At 39.5% G+C, this 22,930-nt stretch carries 19 protein-coding genes; 7 read left to right on the plus strand and 12 right to left on the minus strand.

Going from position 1 to position 22,930, the window contains the following annotated elements; all coding sequences use genetic code 11:
- Positions 1 to 6 precede the first annotated feature (6 nt).
- From J2X77_RS22575 to J2X77_RS22590, 4 genes are all read right to left on the minus strand, one after another.
- Positions 7 to 1,098, minus strand: coding sequence for an efflux RND transporter periplasmic adaptor subunit (locus J2X77_RS22575; protein WP_209578940.1), 1,092 nt, complete (start codon positions 1,096 to 1,098; stop codon positions 7 to 9).
- Positions 1,088 to 2,422, minus strand: a complete 1,335-nt coding sequence (locus tag J2X77_RS22580) for a TolC family protein (protein ID WP_310082603.1) — start codon at positions 2,420 to 2,422, stop codon at positions 1,088 to 1,090. Before J2X77_RS22580 ends, J2X77_RS22575 begins: the two co-directional genes overlap by 11 nt.
- Positions 2,423 to 2,628: 206 nt before the next feature.
- Complete coding sequence (locus J2X77_RS22585; protein WP_310082605.1) at positions 2,629 to 4,005, minus strand: HAMP domain-containing sensor histidine kinase; 1,377 nt, start codon at positions 4,003 to 4,005, stop codon at positions 2,629 to 2,631.
- Complete coding sequence (locus J2X77_RS22590; protein WP_310082607.1) at positions 4,002 to 4,688, minus strand: response regulator transcription factor; 687 nt, start codon at positions 4,686 to 4,688, stop codon at positions 4,002 to 4,004. The genes J2X77_RS22585 and J2X77_RS22590 overlap by 4 nt, the downstream gene beginning before the upstream one ends.
- Before the next feature lie 159 nt (positions 4,689 to 4,847).
- On the opposite strand from J2X77_RS22590, the gene J2X77_RS22595 reads away from it, so the two are divergent.
- Entirely contained in the window at positions 4,848 to 7,361 is a 2,514-nt protein-coding gene (locus J2X77_RS22595) for a phosphocholine-specific phospholipase C (RefSeq protein WP_310082609.1), read from the plus strand.
- 1 nt (position 7,362) lies between these two features.
- Here the strand turns inward: J2X77_RS22595 and bioB are convergent, their stop codons facing one another.
- Positions 7,363 to 8,454, minus strand: a complete 1,092-nt coding sequence (gene bioB / locus J2X77_RS22600; RefSeq protein WP_310082640.1) for a biotin synthase BioB — start codon at positions 8,452 to 8,454, stop codon at positions 7,363 to 7,365.
- A 128-nt stretch (positions 8,455 to 8,582) separates the two neighbouring features.
- Here bioB and J2X77_RS22605 point away from each other — a divergent pair, with 128 nt between their 5' ends.
- Entirely contained in the window at positions 8,583 to 10,067 is a 1,485-nt protein-coding gene (locus J2X77_RS22605) for a PLP-dependent aminotransferase family protein (protein ID WP_310082611.1), read from the plus strand.
- 372 nt (positions 10,068 to 10,439) lie between these two features.
- On the opposite strand, the gene J2X77_RS22610 is transcribed toward J2X77_RS22605, so the two are convergent.
- The 3 genes from J2X77_RS22610 to J2X77_RS22620 all read right to left on the minus strand — a co-directional run bounded on the left by J2X77_RS22610 (position 10,440) and on the right by J2X77_RS22620 (position 14,393).
- The gene (locus tag J2X77_RS22610; protein ID WP_310082612.1) at positions 10,440 to 12,410 is read right to left on the minus strand and encodes a transglutaminase domain-containing protein; all 1,971 of its coding nucleotides are present in this window, start codon (positions 12,408 to 12,410) and stop codon (positions 10,440 to 10,442) included.
- A gap of 146 nt (positions 12,411 to 12,556) precedes the next feature.
- On the minus strand, positions 12,557 to 13,828 hold the full coding sequence (locus tag J2X77_RS22615) for a TonB family protein (RefSeq protein ID WP_310082614.1): 1,272 nt from the start codon (positions 13,826 to 13,828) through the stop codon (positions 12,557 to 12,559).
- A complete protein-coding gene (locus J2X77_RS22620) occupies positions 13,815 to 14,393 on the minus strand; it encodes a sigma-70 family RNA polymerase sigma factor (protein WP_310082616.1) in 579 nt (192 codons plus the stop codon). The genes J2X77_RS22615 and J2X77_RS22620 overlap by 14 nt, the downstream gene beginning before the upstream one ends.
- A gap of 81 nt (positions 14,394 to 14,474) precedes the next feature.
- Here J2X77_RS22620 and J2X77_RS22625 point away from each other — a divergent pair, with 81 nt between their 5' ends.
- Together J2X77_RS22625 and J2X77_RS22630 are read left to right on the plus strand one after the other, a co-directional pair.
- A complete protein-coding gene (locus J2X77_RS22625; RefSeq protein ID WP_310082618.1) occupies positions 14,475 to 16,337 on the plus strand; it encodes a von Willebrand factor type A domain-containing protein in 1,863 nt (620 codons plus the stop codon).
- Positions 16,338 to 16,617: 280 nt separating this feature from the next.
- Complete coding sequence (locus J2X77_RS22630; RefSeq protein ID WP_310082620.1) at positions 16,618 to 17,028, plus strand: hypothetical protein; 411 nt, start codon at positions 16,618 to 16,620, stop codon at positions 17,026 to 17,028.
- Positions 17,029 to 17,397: 369 nt separating this feature from the next.
- Here the strand turns inward: J2X77_RS22630 and J2X77_RS22635 are convergent, their stop codons facing one another.
- Positions 17,398 to 17,892, minus strand: coding sequence for a hypothetical protein (locus J2X77_RS22635; RefSeq protein WP_310082622.1), 495 nt, complete (start codon positions 17,890 to 17,892; stop codon positions 17,398 to 17,400).
- A gap of 170 nt (positions 17,893 to 18,062) precedes the next feature.
- Here J2X77_RS22635 and J2X77_RS22640 point away from each other — a divergent pair, with 170 nt between their 5' ends.
- Positions 18,063 to 19,118 carry a fatty acid desaturase gene (locus J2X77_RS22640; RefSeq protein WP_310082624.1) on the plus strand — a complete coding sequence of 352 codons (1,056 nt, stop codon included), beginning with the start codon at positions 18,063 to 18,065 and terminating at the stop codon, positions 19,116 to 19,118.
- Positions 19,119 to 19,127: 9 nt separating this feature from the next.
- On the opposite strand, the gene J2X77_RS22645 is transcribed toward J2X77_RS22640, so the two are convergent.
- Together J2X77_RS22645 and J2X77_RS22650 are read right to left on the minus strand one after the other, a co-directional pair.
- Entirely contained in the window at positions 19,128 to 19,601 is a 474-nt protein-coding gene (locus J2X77_RS22645) for a helix-turn-helix domain-containing protein (RefSeq protein ID WP_293882311.1), read from the minus strand.
- A gap of 469 nt (positions 19,602 to 20,070) precedes the next feature.
- The gene (locus tag J2X77_RS22650) at positions 20,071 to 20,253 is read right to left on the minus strand and encodes a hypothetical protein (protein WP_310082626.1); all 183 of its coding nucleotides are present in this window, start codon (positions 20,251 to 20,253) and stop codon (positions 20,071 to 20,073) included.
- Between the two features lie 265 nt (positions 20,254 to 20,518).
- Here J2X77_RS22650 and J2X77_RS22655 point away from each other — a divergent pair, with 265 nt between their 5' ends.
- Positions 20,519 to 21,406: a sugar phosphate isomerase/epimerase gene (locus J2X77_RS22655; protein WP_310082628.1), complete on the plus strand. Its 888-nt coding sequence runs from the start codon at positions 20,519 to 20,521 to the stop codon at positions 21,404 to 21,406.
- Between the two features lie 116 nt (positions 21,407 to 21,522).
- The gene (locus J2X77_RS22660) at positions 21,523 to 22,341 is read left to right on the plus strand and encodes a universal stress protein (RefSeq protein ID WP_310082630.1); all 819 of its coding nucleotides are present in this window, start codon (positions 21,523 to 21,525) and stop codon (positions 22,339 to 22,341) included.
- Between the two features lie 62 nt (positions 22,342 to 22,403).
- Here J2X77_RS22660 and J2X77_RS22665 read toward each other — a convergent pair whose 3' ends face one another.
- A complete protein-coding gene (locus tag J2X77_RS22665; protein ID WP_310082632.1) occupies positions 22,404 to 22,844 on the minus strand; it encodes a hypothetical protein in 441 nt (146 codons plus the stop codon).
- Positions 22,845 to 22,930 lie beyond the last annotated feature (86 nt).

A 22,930-nucleotide genomic window follows, 5' to 3' on the forward strand; every position in this document is an offset into this window, starting at 1 on the left:
GACGGATTAATTATTCAGTGCTCTATAGATCAAAAGTTTATTGTTTACAACAACTTTATCTCCTTCCCTTAGTCCCGTAGTCATATAGGTTGTTTCTTCATTTTGCTTAATCGGCAGGATTTCACGAATCTTGATATCATTTTGAGATTTGTAAACCAATACGAAATATTTGTTTTGATCAAAAATGACTGCGTCCGAAGGAACAGCTAACGCTTGTGTGTTGGATCGGTGTGCTACTTTAATTGTTGCCTTACTATCTGGAATAAGTAGTCCGTCTTTATTGTCGAGTACCACACGTGCCTGCATAGCGTTGGTCTGCGGGTCGATAATCTTAAAAATTTTGTCGATACTACCTTGAAATTTTTTGTCCGGGTAACTCAGCGTTGACACAACAGCTGGCATGCCCATACTAATCTTTTCAATATCTGTTTCGTTGACATTCAGAATGGCCCATACATCTTTTGTATTGGCCACATCGAAGATGTTGTCGCTTCGGTCACTTCGCAGTTGCATGTCCTTGTTGATATTTTTTTGTACGACGTATCCATCGATTGGTGATACCACCGAATATATATTACCGCGTCGGACATTATAGATCTGACTGACGGCTTCTGAGCGGCGGAGCTGCTCTTTGGCTTTCGTTAGCTGTCCTTTTGCTTCTAGCATGTCCTTATCCGTACTCAGTTTACCTGTATACATGTCTTCAGCCACACGGTAGTTTTTTTCAGCGAGCAATACATCGGTTTTGGCATCCGAAAGATCTTTTTGTATCCCTGCGACTTCTGTACTTCTGATTGTGGCCAATACCTGACCTCTGTGTACATAATCGCCCAAGGAAACATTCACGGATACCACATTACCGCCAACCAGTGGGAAGATATCGATGTAATTGTTCTGATCAGCAGATATTTTACCAAAGAAATTGAGTTCTTCGCTCACATTTTCTTTTTTAACCGTTGCAAAACTGGTCGATTTTAGCATCGTCTCACTCATTTCGAAACCTTTGCCGACCGCGGTATTATCCGTTTCTTTATGATTTTTGCAAGAGTAGAGTAGCACTACTGCCACTGTGGCTATGAGAAGTTGTTTATTGGACATGAGTTGAATTGAATATAGAAGTTTGCGCCAGGTAGTTTAATTGTTCGGCATTGAGAATAATTTCCTTTTTCATATCATATAGCTTGAGCATGGATATGCGGTAACTATCCATAAAATCAGTGAATTCCACGAGAGAAATGTTACCTTTTCTGAAATTGTTGAATACGCCATCATAGACGACTGCGATGTCGTGGAGGTCGTCAGGTGTAATGGTAAAATACTGATTGTATTGGTTTTCCCAGGACAGGTAATTGGAACGTATCTGTGATTCGAGCTGCTGCCGTTGGACTTCAATATTTTTCTTTGCTTCTTCTTCGGCGTATTTTGCTTTGATAACATTTCCTTTATTTTGTTTCCATAGCGGGAGTGGAATTGCTGCCGTTAAGTTGATTTCATTGCGAAAAGCACCTGAGTTTTGACTATAGGCAAGACCAAGATTGATATCAGGCGTATTTAACGATTGTTGCCATGTTGTAAATAATTGTGCGCTTTCCGAGGTTTTTAATGCAAATTGATAATCAGCATTGTTTTCCAGGGCCAATTGGTAGATTTTGTCCAAAGGCATTGTTGGTTTTATGGCAAGTTCCTGATCTGCTTCTTGATCTGTTAATTTCGGTAGTACGTCTTCCTGGCTGGAGATGAGTACACGGATTTGTTGTTGTAAGCTAATGCTATTGTTAATCGCATTTGTTTTTTCATTATTGAGATCGATAGCCATCGTTTGAAGGCGAACTTGATCTTTTAATGATACGTTTCCTTTCTTGCCTTGTTCTTTGTATGCAGTCAGTAGATTATTTAGGTAGTCAAGCTGAATTTTGATATCCGCCAATTTATGCTGTTCAAAGTAAAGGGAATAGAAAGTTGTACGTAACTGCGCGCGAAGACTTGCCAGCAATTGACTGAATTGTAGCTTGGCAAGTTCGACATTTGATTTGGCGAATTCTACTTGATTTTTCTTTTTTCCACCAAGATAGATCAATTGGGATATACTCGCTTCTTTAGAAGGACCGACATGGAATACCTTTTTGTTCTGCGGATCATAGGCGTTAACATTCATTTCCAGCTGTGGCAGATCCCATATTCTAGCTTGTATGACGTCTGCCTCGGCCTGATTGATGTCATATTGTTGGGCGAGTAGAGAGAGATTACTCTTTACAAATGCTGCTTCGCATTCTCGAAGCGTCATCTGCTGTCCGGCGATATCGCCTTGCTTTTTTATAATTGTACTTTCATCAATACGCACATAATCTTTTTGCGGTGGTCTTTGCTGCGCAAAAGCCATACTATTTAAAAGTAATAAAAATAGGAAAGGTCTTTTTGTCATGTGTTTCAAAACTTATGTAACAAAATAACTGGTCAAGTATTAAAGACCCCTTAATAAATGCTTAAAAAAAGCTTAAAAAAGCATGTTATTCCAATAGATAGATCCCTAGTGAATAGGTGTAATAAATCCCTAATAAATGGGTTTAACAGATATATTTGGTTCTTGCTTAATCGCTTGGCTGTAATTTGAAGCTATTTTTGCGACAATTATTTCTGTTTGTGAAACAATTTAAATAGTAATACAAAAGTATGTGTAGATTGTTTTGGATTTGCTTGATATTCTATTGTTGCCTGATGCGACTTCATAATACGTTGCACAATACGAAGTCCCAATCCTGATCCAGTTGTTTCACTTGCATTTTCACCGCGGCTGAATGCATCAAAAATTCGTTTTTGGTCGATAGTACTTAGGGCGGGGCCAGTATTACTAACGAGCACCTTGAGTTCCGAGACTGATTCCAAAATCATTACTTTTACCTCTCTGGTATCGGAGTAGAGCGCGGCATTTTTAAATAAGTTTACAAAAACAATTTCAATCAATTGTAAGGAACAGAAAACACAGAGTTTGGGATCTTCGATGCCGCCAATTGAAAAATCCAGCTGTAGGTCGGGAAATACCTTAACTACTTTTTCATAGGCCATAAAGATAATTTCATCGATTCGCTCTTCCTTATAAGCCATTTTCAAATTCTCGGAGTCGAATTTTGAAAGTAGCATCAGCGAATCCGTCACCTCCGAAAGATGCAAGGTTTCCTTGGATATATTACGTAATACCTGCCTTACTTCTTCATTCAGCTGATTCTGATGGTACAGGTTTTCAAGCTGAAAGGACATGCGGGCAAGGGGCGTTCTCAACTCGTGAGATGCGCTGGAATTGAACTCTTTCTGGGATTCAAAAGCAGTAGAAAGCCGCAATAGCATGGTGTTAAATGCCCGCGTTAGCACTGCAATCTCGTCGGTATGCCCATTATATTGGACTGGGCTGGTCAGTTTGCTGGCATTAATCTGTGTGATATTATCTTTTAATTTATCAAGTGGAATCAGTAGGCGTTGAATCAGATTATAGCTGAATATCCAAACCAATACAGCGCTCAATACAAACAATATGGATAGTACAAGGGCTAGATGGTCCATTTTTTCATTTCCAGAATAGTCCTTGGCTTTTACAATAATATAATACGGAGTGCCATTGATGAGGTAATATTTGGCTAGTGTTTCATATTGGTCCTGGTTGTAGAAAATCTGTTTTTCCTGGTTAAGCCGGTTGATAATCGATGTATTCCAGGTGATAGTCTGATCTTTTATCGTGCTGAATACCAGTTGTTTGTTTTTGTCAAGAATAACTACGTCTTCATAAAAGAGACCGTCTTCATCATCTTGGAAATAGTTTTTATAGGACTGTCTGTTGAAATAGGGATTGCTGGCAATATAGTGCGATATATTATCCAGTTTATCAATAAGTCGCTGGCGGAATTGATCTTTGCGAAAGTCGAAACTTGCGTAATAGATGATCAACATCGCAATGCCGAAAAGAATGGAGAATGCGACGCTGAAACTAATGGCAATTTTCTTCTTTAAATTCATTTGTTGGCGGATAAGTAATACCCAAATCCGGGTCTCGTATGAATCAGTTTATTCTCAAAGTTCTTATCGATTTTCTTGCGTAAAAAGTTGATGTAAACTTCGATTGTATTCTGCGTAGTTTGAAACTGATTTTGCCAGACTTCCTCCGAAATATGCTGTTTGGATAATGTACGCCCCTTTGCCTGTGCTAAAATAAGCAGCAACTGAAATTCCTTTTGAGTAAGATTAATCTCTTCGTTGGCCCGCAGTACACGCGCATCCGCCGGATAAATAATCAGATCATCTATTATTAAGGTCTTTGAATCGTCGTTTTCGCTGTACTGTTGTCTGCGCAATAAGGAATGGATGCGCATCACTAACTCATCTAAAATGAAAGGCTTTACGAGATAGTCATCGGCAGCCCGCAGAAAAGCCTCTTTTTTATCGTCTATATCATCGTAGGCCGAAAGGATGATAATAGGTATAAGGGCATCATGACTTCTTATCTTTTGACAAATTTCCAATCCGTTTATTTTAGGGACATTAATGTCCAGTAAATAAAAATCATATTTCTTTTGGTGCGTTTTGGCCAGAAACTCAATCCCGTCGAAGGCTTGATCACAAGAAAAGCCCTGGTTTAACAAGAACGATCGGATTTCCTTAGAAAGCACTTTGTCGTCTTCGAGTAGCAAAATATCTACCATACGTATAGCTGTTGTCTTTCGTAAAATTAAACAAATTTTTGACATCCCATAAAGGAGATATTTTCAATGGAATTAATTTAGTAACGTAACATTTACACGAAGAGATATGAAAGCAAAAGAAATCTAAGTAGATTCAAATCGAAATTATTAATAAGCGTTATGGAAAGCAGAAGAGAGTTCCTAAGGAAAACCCTATTATTTTCAGGAGCAGCAGGAATTGCCGGCTTTATGCCAACATCGATACAGAAAGCCTTTGCAATAGATCCTGTTCCAGGAAGTAATTTCTTGGATGCCGAGCATATTGTTATCCTAATGCAGGAAAACCGATCTTTTGATCATACTTTGGGTAGCCTTTCAGGAGTGCGTGGTTTCAATGATCCACGGTCAATCCGCTTACCAAACGATTTGCCCGTATGGTATCAAACGGATAAAAAGGGAAAGATTTATGCACCCTTTCGGTTAAATCTAACAGAGAGTAAAGTGACGTGGATGGGTTCTCTTCCGCACAGTAGGGCAAGCCAAGTGGATGCCTTTAACCATGGACGCTACGATCAGTGGCTGTTGTCCAAGCAGTCGGGTAATAAGGAATATGCAGGTATGCCCTTAACATTGGGGTATTTTACTCGTGAGGATCTACCTTTTCATTACGCATTGGCGGATGCATTTACAGTGTGTGATCAGAACTTCTGTTCAGGGATGACGAGCACCACGCCGAACCGTTCCTTTTTTTGGACAGGGAAGATTACAGAAATGAAAGAGGGCTTGCAAAAGGCAAATATTAGGAACGACGATTTTGCATACGCTAAAATGACCTGGGAAACTTTTCCGGAATTGCTTGAAAAGAATGGAGTTGCCTGGCGTTTTTATCAAAATGAGACAAGTTGCGGCGGAGGATTTGCAGGGAAAGAAAGGGCATGGTTGTCAAATTTTGGATGTAATTTACTAGAGTTCTTTCAGGCTTATCACGTTAAATTTAAAGAAAACTATATCAGAAATCTGGAAAAACAGGTACGGGATTTACCGGTGCAGATTTCGAACTTGGAAGAAAAGTCTGCTGGCTCTGAGGAACAAGCCGAAAAAATCCGTGCTGATATCCGTAAAAAAAGCGAGGTATTGGAGCGAGCCGAGAAGGAACTCAAAGCATATAATCCGGACAATTATAAAACGTTAAGTGATTTTTCTAAATCATTGAATGAAAGAGCTTTTACGGTAAACAAGGGCGACACTAATTACAGGTCGCTTGATACCTTGCATTTGAAGTGGAAAGGAAAAAAGGGTACGCTGGAAGTTCCTAAAGGGGATGTTCTTTATCAATTCAGGAAGGATGTTGATACCGGTAGATTGCCAGCCGTATCCTGGCTGGCTGGTCCGCAGAATTTTTCGGATCATCCGAGTGCCCCCTGGTACGGAGCTTGGTATGTATCAGAAGTTTTGGAAATTTTAACGAAAAAACCTGAAATCTGGAAAAAAACAATTTTTATCATTACTTATGATGAAAACGATGGTTATTATGATCATGTAAAGCCATTTGTTGTTCCTGATTTGACTAAAAAAGACACTGGGGCATGCTCTGCTGGTATTGATACGGAGGTGGAAATGGTCCGTTTAGAAAATGAGCTTAAGCAAGGGATTCCTAAAAAGCAAGCGCGTGAAGGAGCTGTGGGCTTAGGTTTTCGTGTGCCCATGTATATTGTTTCGCCTTGGTCGAGGGGTGGTAAGGTGTGTTCTCAGGTATTTGATCATACCTCTACCTTGCAGTTTTTGGAATACTTCTTTAATAAAAAGTTGAACAAGAATATATATTTGAAAAATATCAGTGCATGGCGTCGAACGATCTGTGGTAATTTGACTGCTGCCTTTACACCTTTTACAGAGCAAAAAGAACAGATCACTTTCCTAGACCGCAATCAACACATTGAAACGATCTATAAGGCACAATTTAAGGATAATCCGCGAGCTTTTGTAGAAGTCAATGATCCTGAACTTGCGAAGAGAAGGGGCTGGATTCCAGCATTTGACCGAGTACAGGAGCGGGGGATTCGAAGATCACTGCAGTTACCTTATGCACACGATGCGGTGGGCTATGTGCGGGAAGGACAGTTTCATCTGGCAATGACTGTAGATACCAAGCTTTTTGGAAAAAGAACTGCCGGCACGGCTTTCAATGTGTATAGCCCGCTGGCCTATCGTGATGACCAAGGACAAAGCGAAACCTATCGTAACTGGAATTTTGCGGTGAAGGCCGGTGATCGTTTGGAATACCAATGGGACCTAGCAAAGTTTGAAGGAGATCGTTATGCTTTCGAACTACATGGACCAAATGGTTTTTATCGTAAATTTTCCGGGGAGAAGGGGACAGCAGCAATACAAGCCGCGGTATCTCCGGAGCTTAAGGCCCTGACTCAGGCAGCTACAGGAAAATTACAGCTGAAACTAAAGAACAATAGTGGCCAGCGCGTAACCATAGCTGTTGAAACCCTCAACTATAAAAAATATGCCACAACAAAAGAAATCGCCCCGGCCGAGGAAGTTATATTGATCCTGGATATTGAAAAACAAGGTAATTGGTATGATATTGCAATAAAGCTTAATGGAAACAATAATCCAATTATTCAGCTCGCCGGGCGCTTGGAAACAGGGACAGAAAGTACAACTGATCCCTTATTAGCATAAATTATTCTTTCTTCTGCTGCTTAGCGATGTTGCGGAGAACTGTATGTTTGGGTCTTGACCATTTGGGTCTTTCTCCAAGATCGTGATAAATTGCCATTTCTTTTGCGATGGTTTCGGGCTGATTTTTTTTCTCAAACGGCTGCTGTGTAACCAGACCTAATGCTTTAAATAGGTCGAGGTCTTCGTTTCCTTCGGGATTGGGTGTGGTGAGTAGTTTATCGCCCGAGAAAATCGAATTGGCTCCTGCGAAAAAGCACAAAGCTTGTCCCTCCTTACTCATATAGGTGCGCCCTGCCGATAGGCGGACTTGGGTTTTGGGCAGTAAAATCCGCGCCGTAGCAACCATGCGTACCATTTCCCAGATGGATGCGGTTTCCATTGTCTCCATTGGTGTACCCATTACAGGCACTAATGCATTGACCGGCACCGATTCGGGCTGCGGAATGAGTGAAGCCAGCGTAATCAACATTTTGGCACGATCTGCAATAGTTTCGCCCATTCCAATGATGCCGCCACTACAGACTGTGATATTTGTTTTGCGGACATTTTCGATCGTTTTTAAGCGATCATCGTAACTTCTGGTCGAGATAATTTCTTGATAGTAATCGGCAGAAGAATCGAGATTGTGGTTGTAGGCATACAATCCAGCTTCAGACAAACGTTGTGCCTGGTTTTCGGTCAACATTCCGAGCGTACAACAGACTTCCATGTCAAGTTTGTTTAGGGTACGAACCATATCAAGTACACGGTCAAACTCATGACCATCCTTCACATTGCGCCAGGCGGCTCCCATGCAGATCCGTGAACTACCACGAGCCTTGGCAGCCAAGGCTTGCTGTTTGACCTGATCAACGCTCATCAAGCTCTCTGCCTTAACATGTGTATGGTAACGTGCGGCTTGGGGACAGTAAGCGCAGTCTTCGGGACATCCACCTGTTTTTATTGAAATCAATGTGGATACCTGCACTTTATTGGGGTCATGATATTTTCTATGTGTTGTTGCAGCTTCATATAGAAGCTCCATCAACGGTTTGTTGTATAGTGCGACAACTTCTTCTTGCGTCCATTTTCGTTTTGATTCCATGTTATCCATAAGTTTTGTTATAAAATCGGGTCTAATTCCTTTAATCATGTTGCGACATCCTATTTAAAGATGTTTTTTTATCATGGTTACAAAGATTATAGATTAAATTTTAACTTTGATCGTCCGAAATAAACATAATGAGTAGTCCGGTTGGTATAGCTTTTCATTCTATTATTAAGATTGACCGTCGCAAGGATGACGCTGTCTATCTACAGATCGTGTATCAGTTTATCAATGCAGTTAAACGGAATCTTTTAGAGGATGGAGATTTGTTGCCTGGGAGCCGAAAGATTGCAGATGAATTGAAAGTGCACCGAAAAACTATCGTAGCCGCATTTGCTGAATTGCAGGAGCAGGGCTGGGTGGACATTGTACCCAATCGAGGTACTTTTGTGAAAAATCCCGAACGTATCGACGCTTCGATATCGACCATTGGTGCCTTTAGGCAGCCACCTAGTTTTGCACCTTATTCTTTCCGAAGGGAGCTGATATTAGATATGCCTAAGTTAGAAGCTTCAGAGAAGTATTATTTTACGGATGGCACACCAGATTACAGTATTATTAGTGCTGAGGAACTGGTACGTTTTTACGCATCAATGGTTAAACGCAAAAAGAAAAGTGATGACTTTCCAACCACTACGGAGGGGAATTTGTTTTTTAGGGATCAGTTAAGTTATTATTTGAACTTGACTAGGGGATTTCATCTTTCCCGGAACTTCTTGTTGCCAATTGCCAGCCGTGAGCAAATCTTTTCCATTTTATCCCGATTATTAATTCGGCGTGACGACGTTGTGCTGGTGGAGAATTTAAGTTATTTTCTTCCCAATATGATACTTAGTCAAGCAGGAGCCAAACTGAAAACCGTTCCGGTAGATGCGGATGGTATGATTATAGATAGGATCGGCGATCAATTTAAGCCCGGCGAGATCAGATGTGTTTATCTCAACTCCAGATGTCAGTATCCAACGACGGTTAACCTTTCCGAAAAACGGAAAATTCAATTGTTACAACTGGCCGAGCAGTACGATTTTATCATTATTGAGGATGATGTAGATTTCGAGTCATCCTTTTTTAAAACAAAAGGGGAATCGCTTTTTCGGAAAAATGCAGGCAACCGGGTGATTTATACCGGTGCTTTCGGAAGTTTCTTTGCCCCAGGTTTCCAAATGAATTTTTTGATCGCGCCTCAGGATCTGCTAGATGAAGGTAAAAAATATCAGAATATCTTCGGGAAGCCGAATTTTATGATTGAGAAAACATTGGGTGAAATTATCCATCAGGGTGATATCTTTCGTTATCAGCGTAAATTTCAGAAAGTTATTGCAGAGCGCAAAGAGTTGTTTGGAGTGTTGTTGCGGCGTTATTTTGAAGATGAAGTTACTTTCACAGTTCCGGAGGCTGGACTGGCTTTTTGGGTACAGTTCAAATCTGTTTTTTCGTTGACTGTTTTACAGGAAAAGGCACGAGGCAGGGGATTATTAATCCCAAGCAATTGTCTATATCAAAATAGGATGGTTACTGCATTGCGATTGGGTTTTGCTCATTTAGATGAGCAGCGTATGTCGGATGCAATTTATTTGTTAAGGTCGGCCTATGGAGACTTGATGGACACTAACTCATGAAATTTACAAAAAATGTGTGCAGCCAATGTTTACTTTTGATGGCCTTTTAGCTGGTATACTCCAGTCTGGATAAGCACGAAATTCGCGTTTGCTTACTCGGCAGTCATTTTGAGGATGTAAAGAAAAAGCCCAGCAAAGAATGTCTGGGCTTTGAGATTATATAAGGGGAATAATACTTGCTTAAAAAGTGAAGACCTAGTCTTCATCGGTGATAATATCATCACCATCCAATTCGAAGCCTTCTCCAAGGAAGGTACGTTCTAGTTCGAATAAATCTGAATCTTTAATCATTTTATTTTATTTTGATATTCAAATTTATCACGCTTATTTAAGCTTATCATCAATATAAAATGAAGTTTTTGTTAAGGTTTATTATATTTTTTTGAGCACGATATCCAATTTTTCTGCCTGGATAATTCTGCTGAAAAACTCTTTTAAATCAAAGTATTCTTCAGGCATAAACAAAGGTTTGTTTAATTGGGTAGCAGATTCGATCACTAAAACATCGGGGGCCGCATTGTTGATTTTGAAGATATATCTTGCGGCGCGTTCTGGAAGAGCCATACTGATGTTTTTTAACTTATCTGCTATGGAGTAGGAATACCCTTTTGGCAGTTTTATTTCCATATAACTTTCTTCTTGGATTAAAGAACCAAAGTCAATTGGGTAATTTCTCTCTGTTAGATTGAAAGGATTTTTAGACATTTTGGTATCAATATAAGGATTGAATAGAAGTTGATCATTTTGCAAGGTTGCAAAATTTTTAATCTCAATTTCAAACTCCTCAGTTAATGGTTTATCAAGTGACTCCCGATTAGATACTTTAAAACTGTTGATTTTGATGCGATTGTTTTCTTCGTCTATTTTTTCATAGAATTCTTCTTCAGAATTGCTTCCTTGAAGACGCTCTCGCATTTTGGACGCACCATAACCATTCCGTGATGTTATCCATTTTCCTGTTAGTTCACCATTTTCAGATAGTTCGCCGTAGAAAAAGTTGCTGTAGGTGGAAGGAAGGTTTGCATCGAGTTTTACCCAGTCGGATTCACCTTCAAGGGGAATCGATCTTCCCTGGTAGTTGACACATTTCATCGGAATATTTCCAAACATTTCATATGGAGAGGTGGCATCCAGCAGGTAGTAATTTTCACCTATTTTTACTTGTGCAATCACATGGTTGAACTCTGATATTGCGGGGGCATAAAGTCCGGCATATCCATTGTCGCGTGTAGATAAGATCACAGGATTGGCCTCTAGTTTCGCGTATCGTAAAGCATTGACAAGTCCGAGGTTGATATCCGCACTATTGCCTGTTCTCTTTTCAATGGCTTCTTTAATGTTTTTTGCATAAATTGAATGTTGATTGTTCCATTTTATTTGTTTTTGAAAATAGGAATACAATCGTGCCGCTTTTTCTAGGTCATCTTGTGCATTTTGTAATATAGGGTCGATAAAATCTTTCAATGCACCTTTTCGCTTTGCCTGCCCACCAAAGCTTTCACTTTGTACCAGTTTATCTCTGACATTTTCCCAAGTGAGCGAGAAGTCTTTTGTTGTTCCCATTGGAACACTGTATCTGCCGAGTTCGAAGAAAATAATTGATCTAAAGTTTTTGGAAGAAGTCATATAATCTTCGGCATGGAAAGCTGGAATATTTTCCATGGTATAGATGGTTTTACTTCCTAAGATTTCCCCAACTTCAGAATATAGACCTGTATTGTAATTTTCTACTTTTCTGTTACTGACGGCCAGCCCGCCTTTTAGATTGGCTTTGTAATGACAGATTTCGGGAATGCGAGTAACGTATTGACTATAAAGTTTCGGAAGATCTTCCTGAAATTCCCAAGAATTTAGGTTAAAGATGAATGGAGACTCCGTACGATAGCGGTATTCAATAATTGTACCTTCTTGAACCTGTGGAATAGCTGCTTTCGTTATTGCATAGTTTTCTGAGGAGTTTTCGTAAAATATATTTGCTTTGGTCATCTCTGTTTCTACAATTTTGTCACCAACAAGATGATAGGATGATCCCTTAATGTCCATAAGAACTTCCCGTTCATTTCCACTTTTGTATAATGGAATGCTGAAGTTTGCATAATTATAGGCTTCCTTGTTTAAGATTTTAATGCGTACATGTTTGAAAAACTCAACAACAAGACCCTTATTCTTGTTGTAGTTGACTTCTGCAGAGCCATATTCACGTAAGACAAAGGCATTTGCGGCCGTATCTATTTTGTCCATAGTAATGGCAAAATCTTCCTTTTTTATTTTACCGAATGAAAAATCTTGTGCTTGTACGTATAAACAGCTAAGCACGAGCAGGCCAGTTAAAAAACTTTTCATAAAAAATGACTGTATGGTTAATAATTATAGCGCTAAAGTAGGAAATAATTTTAAATCAAAATCACTTTGTTAATTAATTTGGTGTAAAAATTAATGCATTGATCAGTTTAGACTGTTTTTGTATTTAGGAAATAAGTTCTACGTATTTACAGCGTGAATTCGAAGGTTAATGTAACATATCGGTAATCTTCTCCATTCCATTTGGGACCTGAGAGTATAATTTCCTTGGCTTTGGCATCAAGGTACTCGTTTGCACTTTGGAGAATACTGATATTCGTTGGAAATCCACCCTTATCAATATAGAAGCTTATGCGTACGGTGCCTTCATAACGGCTTTTGGCTGTTTTTTTCTTGATATAATTGTTGAATGATCTCCAGCCCCATACAGGTTCAGCACTTTTTGATTTGCGTGAAGACATCGTGGTGACGACAACTTCATCCAGCGAATTGTTGGAGGGCTGCAATCTGATTGTGGTATTTTTACTGCGGCGCATATTCACTGCGACGGTATTGTAACCTAGGGCCACGATGTCGACGAGTGAATCCACCGAGCTTGGTTGGATGGTCGCCTGTCCCTGCGCGTCAGTGTTGGTTGCCAATTTACTATTGGGTTGAATGATGGTGACCCCAGAAAGAGGTAAGCCCGTTTCTTTGTCGCGAACGGTGAGTTGAAGGGGTATACCGCCTTGTTGTACTGACGAAATCCCCGCAGCTTTGCCAGTAAGTGTACTGTTTAAACTTGAGTTTCCTCGCATCATCATCGTTTGAGAGGCCTCTTTTTTCTTTGCCATCGGTGTATAGCTAATCACGGTCGCACTGTCTTGAGGTCTTAATCCAAATACAGGGCGATCACTATTAAGACGTCCTTCCATTTCTTCCAGTGATTTTACACGTAGGGAGGGTTCGCGCGATAAAATCGTGACCTCCTCTTGTGGATGTTGTTCACGAAAACGGGGGCTGTTGTTATCTGCCAATTGTGGCGAACGATCTTGCGGTTCGATATTTGACTTGATATCATCCGTGGCCGTGGTAGAATCCTCTCCCATAACCGTTGTTTCTGGCTTATCCTGAGTAACGTTTACGTCAGCAGTACGTTTTGTCTCAGATCTATTTTTTTCCTGCTGCCAGAAAAGTACAAGACCTATTCCCAAAACGATTACTGTAGAGGCGGCGATGGCTAGTCTTTTCCAGTCCAATATTTTAATTTTAGCAACCTTATCCCTTTTTGCACGTTGGCTAATCTGCTGATTGATTGCTGCAATTACGGTTTTATTTTGATCCATCTCTATACCCATCAGCATATCCGCCAACATGGGGTCACGCTGTGCCTCACGCTCAAGCGCGTACATCTCCGTAGGAGATAGTTCACCGTTGACGTATTTCTTTAAGTATGCTATGTCGTAATTACTGTTGCTCATTCCAAGCCTCCATGCAATTTTTTAAATTCCGTTTCCCATTTTGGATATAACTCTTTACTTCGTTCAAGCTATAACCGGTAGATTCACTGATCTCTTTGTAACATTTTTCCTCTAAAAAGAAAAGTCTGACCGACTGTTGCTGTTTTTCTGGCAATTTGTCCAGACAGCCTTCCATGGCCGTTAACTGCTCTTCTTTTTCATCATATTGTTCATACTGATGCAGGTCTCCCGGAAATTTCACAAATTCATCCAAAGAAACTTGAGATTTGTTTTTTTGAGACCTCAAATACATCAGACAATGATTTTTGCTTAATACATAGAGCCATCTTGGAAAATCTTTGATTTCCTGCTTGTTGACTTTATATATTAATTCCTCAAAGATATTCATGACCGCATCTTTACTCAATTCGGAATCTTGGAGATACCTTAAGCAAACATAATATACCATTTCGGTATGTCGCTGGTATAGATCGCCTAATACCTGGAGATCCATAGACTCCTGATAGCGCAACAAGAGCTCGTGGTCTTGTGGTGTATCTATTTTTGACGACTTGAATGCGGACATTATATAGTCTAAAAGTATTTTTTTTTTCTGGTTTATGGAAATTTAATATTTCGTGCATCCCTTGGCAAAAAAATGAATGCTATGAGAACAATACTTTTTGTGATAGGCTTGTTGCTATCCTTCGGTGGATACGCCAAGCAGGGATATGAAGTCAGCGGTAAGGTGGTCGATGCATATACAGGAATTGCTCTTGCTGGGGTGCAGGTAAGCAATGCCGTAACCAAAGAGCAGCGTCTGACGGATGATAAAGGAAATTATCGCATCCAGGTCCAGGATGCTAAAAATACCTTGATTTTTAGTTATATCGGATATCTCGAGCAACGGATCGCGGTCAACCATCGGTCAAAGGTTGATGTGGCGTTGGTTCAGCAAAACAATACACTGGATGAAGTTGTGGTGACCGGATATGAGCGCAAAGTGAAGCGCCAGACGGCACCGATGATGCATGTTAATTCAGCTTTGTCGGGACAAGTGTCAAGTTTGTATATCAGAGGGACGGCATACATGCCTAATCAAAACCAGGAATCTTATCGGAAGGTAAAGGAAAATAAGTTTATCAATCCGCTTAAAGAACCTTTATCAACGTTTGCGGCGGATGTTGATGCCGCCTCTTATAGTAATGTACGTCGTTTTATCAATTCGGGAAGTTTGCCTGAAAAAGATGCGGTACGCGTTGAAGAGATGATCAATTATTTTCAGTATGAGGTATCTGGTCCTAATAATGGTGAGCCTGTAAATATTGTCACTGAATTGACGAAGGCACCCTGGAATACTGCGCATCAACTTATGCGTGTAACGTTAAAAGCGAAAGATATGCCTACGGCAAAGCTTAAAGCTTCCAATCTGGTGTTTTTGATTGATGTTTCTGGATCGATGATGGGGCCGGGCCGTCTGCCTTTAGTAAAAGCTTCGTTGAAGATGTTGGTTGATCAGCTTCGTGACATAGACCATGTGGCTATTGTGACTTATGCCGGATCGGCAGGGGTAAAATTGGAAAGTACGCCTGGAGACGAAAAGATGAAAATAAAATCAGCTATTGAAGAGCTGGAAGCAGGCGGAAGTACCGCTGGTGCAGCGGGAATTAAGAAGGCTTACGAAATTGCCAAGCAACAATTTATCAAAGGTGGAAACAACCGGATTATTTTGGCCAGTGACGGTGATTTCAATGTTGGAGAGCACAGTGACGAATCGATGGAAGAATTGATTGCGAAAGAAAGTAAATCGGGCATTTTCCTTACGGTACTCGGTTATGGCATGGGGAATCTTAAGGATGGTAAGATGGAAATCCTTGCGGACAAAGGTCATGGAAATTACGCTTATATCGATAATATTTCGGAAGCACGAAAGGCGATGGTGACTGAATTTGGCGGAACGTTGTTTACTGTTGCTAAAGATGTAAAGATTCAGGTCGAATTCAATCCAAGGTACGTGCAAGCCTATCGCTTAGTAGGGTACGAAAATCGTATGCTGGAGGCCGAGGATTTCAATAATGATCAAAAGATGGGCGGCGATATGGGCGTAGGCCACATGGTGACAGCCTTGTATGAAATTGTACCTGTCGGTGTTGAGTCGGGAATGGTCGGAACGGTAGATCCATTAAAATATCAGCAGCATGCAAATCCGGCAACTGGAAGGAGAAATGCTGAACTGGCAACAGTTAAATTTCGGTATAAGGAGCCTGAAGGGGAGAAAAGTAAGTTGCAGCAAAAGGTGGTAGGAACTGCGGTAACGGAGTTGAACAATGTGAGTGAAGATTTACGTTTTGCAACTGCGGTAGCGGAACTTGGTTTACTACTTCGTGATTCTGATTTTAAGCAAAAGGCCGATTTTGACCAGCTGATCGTGCGTGCAAAAGCTTCCAAAGGAACAGATGAGGAAGGTTATCGTGCTGAATTTATCCATATGGCTGAAAATGCGCGGGACTTATCGAGATCGAAGGAATAAATAGGATAAGCTTATTCAAAAGTATTTTCAGCAGCGACAACCGAAAGTCTGCTGCTGAAAATTGTTTAGTTTTGAGGATCATAGGCAAAAAAGTGAATAAAATCTATATTTTTAAGCCATAAATAAAAGGAACGTATTTTGCGCCTGCGATTGGTGCTACATGCTATTCTCCTCGGGTGATGAATGGGGTGGATTGTTTTGGTGAATAGAGGTAATTTGTAAAGGAATCGGCCCGGCTGTCGATGGTGAGGCAAATACGAGAATAAAAAATAATAGATAAATGAAAAATTTCTTCTTGTGCTTTCTTTTGGCGATTAGTATTGTAATGCCTACAATAGCCCAAAATGCGGGTTTGAATAAACAGCAAACGATGGCCTATATTAACAAGCTGTATAAAGTTGCTTATCATTATAAGGATACAAAAATTGATACGGTGACGGTAGATGGGAAAGTGCTGACAGTCTTTCTTTCCAGTGGCCAGCATTTTCGAAGTGATATTGCGAAATCAGATGTACTTGTCATTGCCAGGGTAAAATCAGGTTATCAAATTCGATTCAAGTCGTCGCCAAGCACGGATGAAATTTTGTGGGCTATCCAAACAGAAGATGATGCCAAGCGTCTGAAAAATGCGCTGGAGCATCTGATTAAAATTGTAAAAACGGAGAAAAAGACAGATCCTTTCAGTAGTTAAGTACTTTAGAAGCGTTCTGGTCTGATGAATACTAGAATGTTCGGCAAGGTATGCGCTTGCCGAACTGAATAGAGAAAGTGGTAGGGCTTGTACATGGATATGTGTTGAGGATTGCTGAGGGGGTAACCAAATGCCTACTAGATATAAAGACGATTGGCTTCATGTCCGAAATTGATGTAGCTGTTGAAACCATTGATTGTAAATTACATCGTTAATACGAACTTAAGGTGTTTACATAAATTCAGTATTAAAATGGTGTTATCTTATTGTAATTAAGTGATATAGTTTATAATGCTTAGATTGCACAAAAAAAGCAGACCCGATGAAAGATCTGCTTGAATTGATATGTATTAGAAGTTGGCTGCTACGTTAAATAAGTATTAAGGTCAATAGTGGAATTAAGGCGACCATAGAAAACATCACTGTAGTACGCTTTTGTAGATATAAACTTATAGATAAGATCAATTCGCTGTTTTCGCAGCTTTCTATTTTGCCGCCATTAGATAGCGAAGAGGGCTTGATTTCTACAACTTTTCCTAGCTCATCTTCAATTTGCCATGTGGTCATCCACCTATTTTTAGGGCTCCATGTGTATTTTTTATTGATCAGGCTAATGGTAGCTTTACTCTTCCAAGAATTGTATTCAATATCACCGATCAGCTCATTGTTTTGATTTCGAATCTCTGTGTATGGATTAAAAAGCCCTTTATTTATGAAGCGATACTTGTCTTTATGGATAGAAACATGCGCATCTAGATTCCAATCAATAGATTCGAGGCTACCGATCACAGCATCATTACAATAGAGGGTAGACTTTGTTCCGAATAAATTATTTTTCCAGTTATAAATTGATTTCTTTTCCATGACTGTGTATGCTTATATGTTGATTTAATTTATTAGTAGCCGATCAGCTCATTATGTTACAGCGTGTGGAAATATTCTTTGCGGAAATCTTTTGTGGAAGCATTCATAAAGCTTAGTATAGGAGAATTACACAAAAAAATCCCTATTTTTACCAAAAAAATCACATCGAATTGACACATCAGGAAAAGTCGAGCCAGATCAGGAGAGAAATAAATCAGTCTTATCAGGAGCTTAAAGGAATATACCCCATATTAAAACGTCAGAACAGCATTGGGCTGCTCATATTTGCTATCGCAATCCTAGCGATTCTGCTTGTATCGATGGGTTGGTACCGCGCAGTTGTACCGACTTGGTTAATGATTGTTAGCAATGCATTTTTTATGGGCGTATTACACGAGATAGAGCATGATCTAATCCACTGGCTATATTTTAAAAAACAAAGAGGTATTCATCATTTTATGCTTTTTAGTGTTTGGATTTTAAGGCCACTGACTGTCAATCCTTGGATTCGCAGAACCTTGCACCATCATCACCATAAATTTTCTGGTACGTTGCACGATGTTGAAGAGCGTAGTGTGACAAATGGTGAACGTTGGTCAATTAAACGTCTGTTGACAACACCTGATGTTGTATTGGGAGGACTCTTTCGCCTTCATCGGATGTTTAGCGATATGGATGAGGAAGTAAAAAATGGAAATCTAAAATTGGAGACTTGTTCAAAACTAAAAAGAATTATGTTTTTGAGCATTGTTCCCGTAACGATTTTTGCACATGTGGTTTTATATTTCTATTTCGCAGATCTGCTAATGGTCTGGTTGAATGCATTGTTCAGGTTAGATTTGAGTTTTCCACAGTATGTTGATAACATGTTAATAAGTTTTCATGGGTTAGTTTATGTTATTCTTTTACCAAACTTATTACGTCAATTTTGTTTACATTTTATTACATCAAATATGCATTACTTTGGTGATGTTGAGGCAGGCAATGTCATGGAGCAGACACAGGTACTGACAGTTTGGTGGACGTTTCCGATGCAATTGTTCTGTTTCTTTTTCGGCTGGACCCACAGCATTCATCATTTTGTTGTTAACGAAACCTTTTACGTACGGCATATTGGTCGTAAGGCAGCTCAGGATATCTTACGTCGGTATGGAGTTCGTTTTAATGATTTGGGGACATTTAGGAGGGCAAACCGTTTTCGTGAACTTTCCAACAAAGAAGTTTAGTGCTTTCCTCTAATTCTTTTTACGGTAGGTTTTAAAATTTCCATGTTGTCGGTAAACAAGTGCTCCCTCTTCGCAATAGTTCGATAAGTAAACAGAAAACTTGTTGCTCTCATTCTTATCAACTCCCAATTGAATCAATACATCAGAAACACGTCTTTCGGTGTCAAAAAAATCGGAATGATACACGAGATTATCTAATTTTTTGCTCAGTGTGATTCGCTCTCGCGCCTCTGGAGGTAGCGAATATGGCGATTTGAATACAATGTCGTGCTGAAAAAAGAGTGCCGGTTGAATTTCGAGACTGCGGCATAGGGTTAAAAAATTTGTGAACGTCAGGTCTTTACCCTTTTCAATACCATTAAGTGTTCCTGTTGAAATGCCCGTTATATGGGATAGATCGCGCAATGAGTAATATAAATCATTTCGTTTTGCTCTAAAGCGTAACCCAATTGTTTCAAGTAATACTTTGTCTTCGTCCGTCATATAACGAATTGAATGACAATTTGCGCAAAATATCGTTTATTTTTTTGATTAAAAATTTGTATTTAGTTTATTTTAATGTTATGTTTGTTACAATAGCCTTCTTTAAGTGGGAAAGAGATTTATTTTAGCGTAATCGAAGAATGTGTAATAGCAGAAATCCTTTAAATTAATAAATGGACCTTACATCACCTTCCCAATGTTAACGAGTATGGTACATTGTTACCTTATCGCTAGGGGATAGAAAAACTAATCATATAAAAGAAACTATCGGTTCATCCTCGTCGTCTCCTGCGGGTGCGTTGTGGTGCTTTAAGATAGTTGTCTAGCATTTAATCACGATGTTCAATTGTTGGTCCAGCCAACTGGGTATCTACCGTGTATGAAAAAAACAATTTCCCAGCTTCAGTTTCAAGGAATCCGTCAAATTCTGTCGAAGCTGTGGAAGTTGTATAGTAGTGAAAGTTGTTTATTATTTTTCACTCATAAAATAATATATGATATAAAATACGATCAATAGGCATACCGCGATAATAAGTGTGCGCTTGATGTTTTTGCCAGCTGGTAAATCATCCTTTTCTTCTACGGCCACTTCCGGTAGTTTCTCCTCCTGCTTGTGGTCGCTATTTTCGGGCGTATTATACTTATTTTCCATAATTAAAAATGTTAATTTACATAACTAGAACAGTGCTGAGCGATAAATTGTTGGGGTTGGCTTATAATTTTAATTGGATAAAAACTTCTTTATGAGGGGCTATTTTGCATTTAAAACAAATAAAGGCGATAAAACATTGTGTTTTTTTGCAGTATTTACATACATTGCAGGTACATTGAACGCAACACCCTAAATAATCTCTGAGCACTGCGTTTACAGATGATTGTGCGTTGAATGAAGTCTATAAAAAATAATTGAGCACTAAATGAAAAGAAGAACTCTTATTGGAACATTGGTAGCTGGATGTATGATGTTGGCTATTACTCCAACATTTGCGCAACAAAAAGCTGCAAAAAAGGAAATCGGTCTACAGTTATACTCTGTACGGGAAGAAATCGGGAAGAACCCAAATTTCGACCAGATTCTGCAAAAAATCGCTGCATTAGGCTATACTGGAGTGGAAGCTGCGGGATATAAAGATGGCAAATTATATAATTTGAGTCCACAGGAGTTTAAAGCAAAAGTGGAAAAGGCGGGAATGAAGGTGATTTCATCACACGCTACGAAGACTTTGTCAGAAAAAGAACTATCGTCTGGCGACTTTACGGAATCTTTAAAATGGTGGGATGAGTGTATCGCTACGCACAAAGCTGCGGGAATGAAATACATTGTTACGCCTTGGATGGAGGTCCCTAAAACACTTAAAGATCTGGAAACACAATGTCGCTATCTGGATGCGGTGGGTGCCAAATGCCGCCAGCAGGGAATTGTATATGGATATCACAACCACTCACACGAATTTAAAAAAGTGGAAGATAAAGTGATGTACGATTATATGATAGAGCATACAAATCCAGAGTATGTATTTTTCGAAATGGACGTATATTGGGCAGTAATGGGGTATGTTAGTCCTGTGGATTATTTCAATAAATATGCGGGTAGATTTAAAGCATTACATATTAAAGATCATCGTGAAATTGGTCAAAGCGGTATGGTGGGGTTTGATGCTATTTTTAACAATTCAAAAGCGGCGGGATTACAATATATCTTTGTTGAGTTAGAAGAAACTCGTAATGATATTTACACTGGTCTACAGCAAAGTATCGATTATTTGAAAAAAGCTCCTTTTGTTAAGGCAAGCTATTTAAAATAGGAAATGTCGGGAGAAAATTGACGCTGTTTCGACAATAATCCGTTTGATAGATTTATTATTTTTCGGTAACTTGAGAATAATAAAAAGGGATTTTTTATTCAATTAAATTGGATTATATGAAACGGATTATTGTTGCTACAGATTACGCTGAGGAGGCAGAGCATGCCTTAAAATTTATTATGGAAGTCTTTGCTGGAAAAGAGTATGAACTCGTTTTATTTTCCCTTCAAAATCCTTCCATTCATGCGATGAACGCTCGGCTTTCTCCCGATTCTATGTTTAAAATATTTGAACATCAAAGTAAGATTCTACAACATAAGGCAGATGCTATTACCGCTGAGAGCGGTGTTTTGGCTATTCCATATCTTGCTGCAGGTCTATTTTACGATCAAATGACCAAATGTATCGAAGAGACGGGAGCCGATTTGTTAGTGATGGGTATGGCTAAACGTTCTTTTGATCAGGATATGCTTGGTAATACGACGACTGCAGCTATCAGCAAATTAAAAATACCGATCCTTTCTATTCCGCTCGGCGCAAAATTTACGGGGCTTCAGCATATTCTTTTTGCCTGTGATGTCGTTCGTGGTGTGCAAAAGGAAATTTTAGAAAAAGTGAAGGATTTTGCGAGTGATTTTGGGGCAGTACTGGAGGTACTCAATATTCGTAAGACCGTTGAGCAGCTGAATGAGGAAAAAGGAAAAGAGACACGGGAAACCATCAATGATGTGATGGGAATTGTAAGTTATTATTATAAAAATGTAACTTCCAATGAGGTGGTAAAAGCCATTCGTGACGAAGTTAAAGAAAGCAATACAGACCTGCTGGTTATGATTCCTTATAAGTATGGTTTTTGGAGTTCATTGACCCATCGAAGTAAGACTCGTATGATGGCGTCGGGGTTGGATATTCCATTACTGACGATTTCGATTTAATCTATTTAACACTATTGGGCCCGTAGAACTGAGTTCAAAGGGCCTTATTTTAGTTTGAGGTGTTATAGAATTGGCAATATTTTGTCCCAAATCTGCTGGTAAACTCTATTATCCCGAATAATTCCCTTATCCAGATCATAATAATTTGGTGATTCAAAACTACCTCCCTTACGACGTTCTATTAGAAATATATTAAGGACTATCTTTGAACCGCCACTTTTTAACGAGGTTATCAAAAAATTTGTGATTATTTTTTCACCTTCTTTATTGCTAAGCAGCTTCTTGTTTTCAAAGTACGCACTGGTCTGAACGAATCCAGAAGATCGATCCAATTGTGAAATAAAATACCCGCCATCTTGAAACGCTTGTATGATTTTGGTATACGCTGAATCGCTTGCGATTGGGACAGTTTTTGTCCGTTCAGGGTTTTGGGCCAACAGAGAGCTGGAAAGGAAGAATACTTGAGCGATCGCCAGCAGAGCGAATTGGATTAAGCGTTTCATATGAAATCTTTATTGTTTAAGCTATAATTTAGCCATTTATTTTAAATAATTGAATATTCCGACAAAAGTACACCACGGTTTCCGGA

Source organism: Sphingobacterium sp. 2149, assembly GCF_031455655.1.
GTDB lineage: Bacteria > Bacteroidota > Bacteroidia > Sphingobacteriales > Sphingobacteriaceae > Sphingobacterium.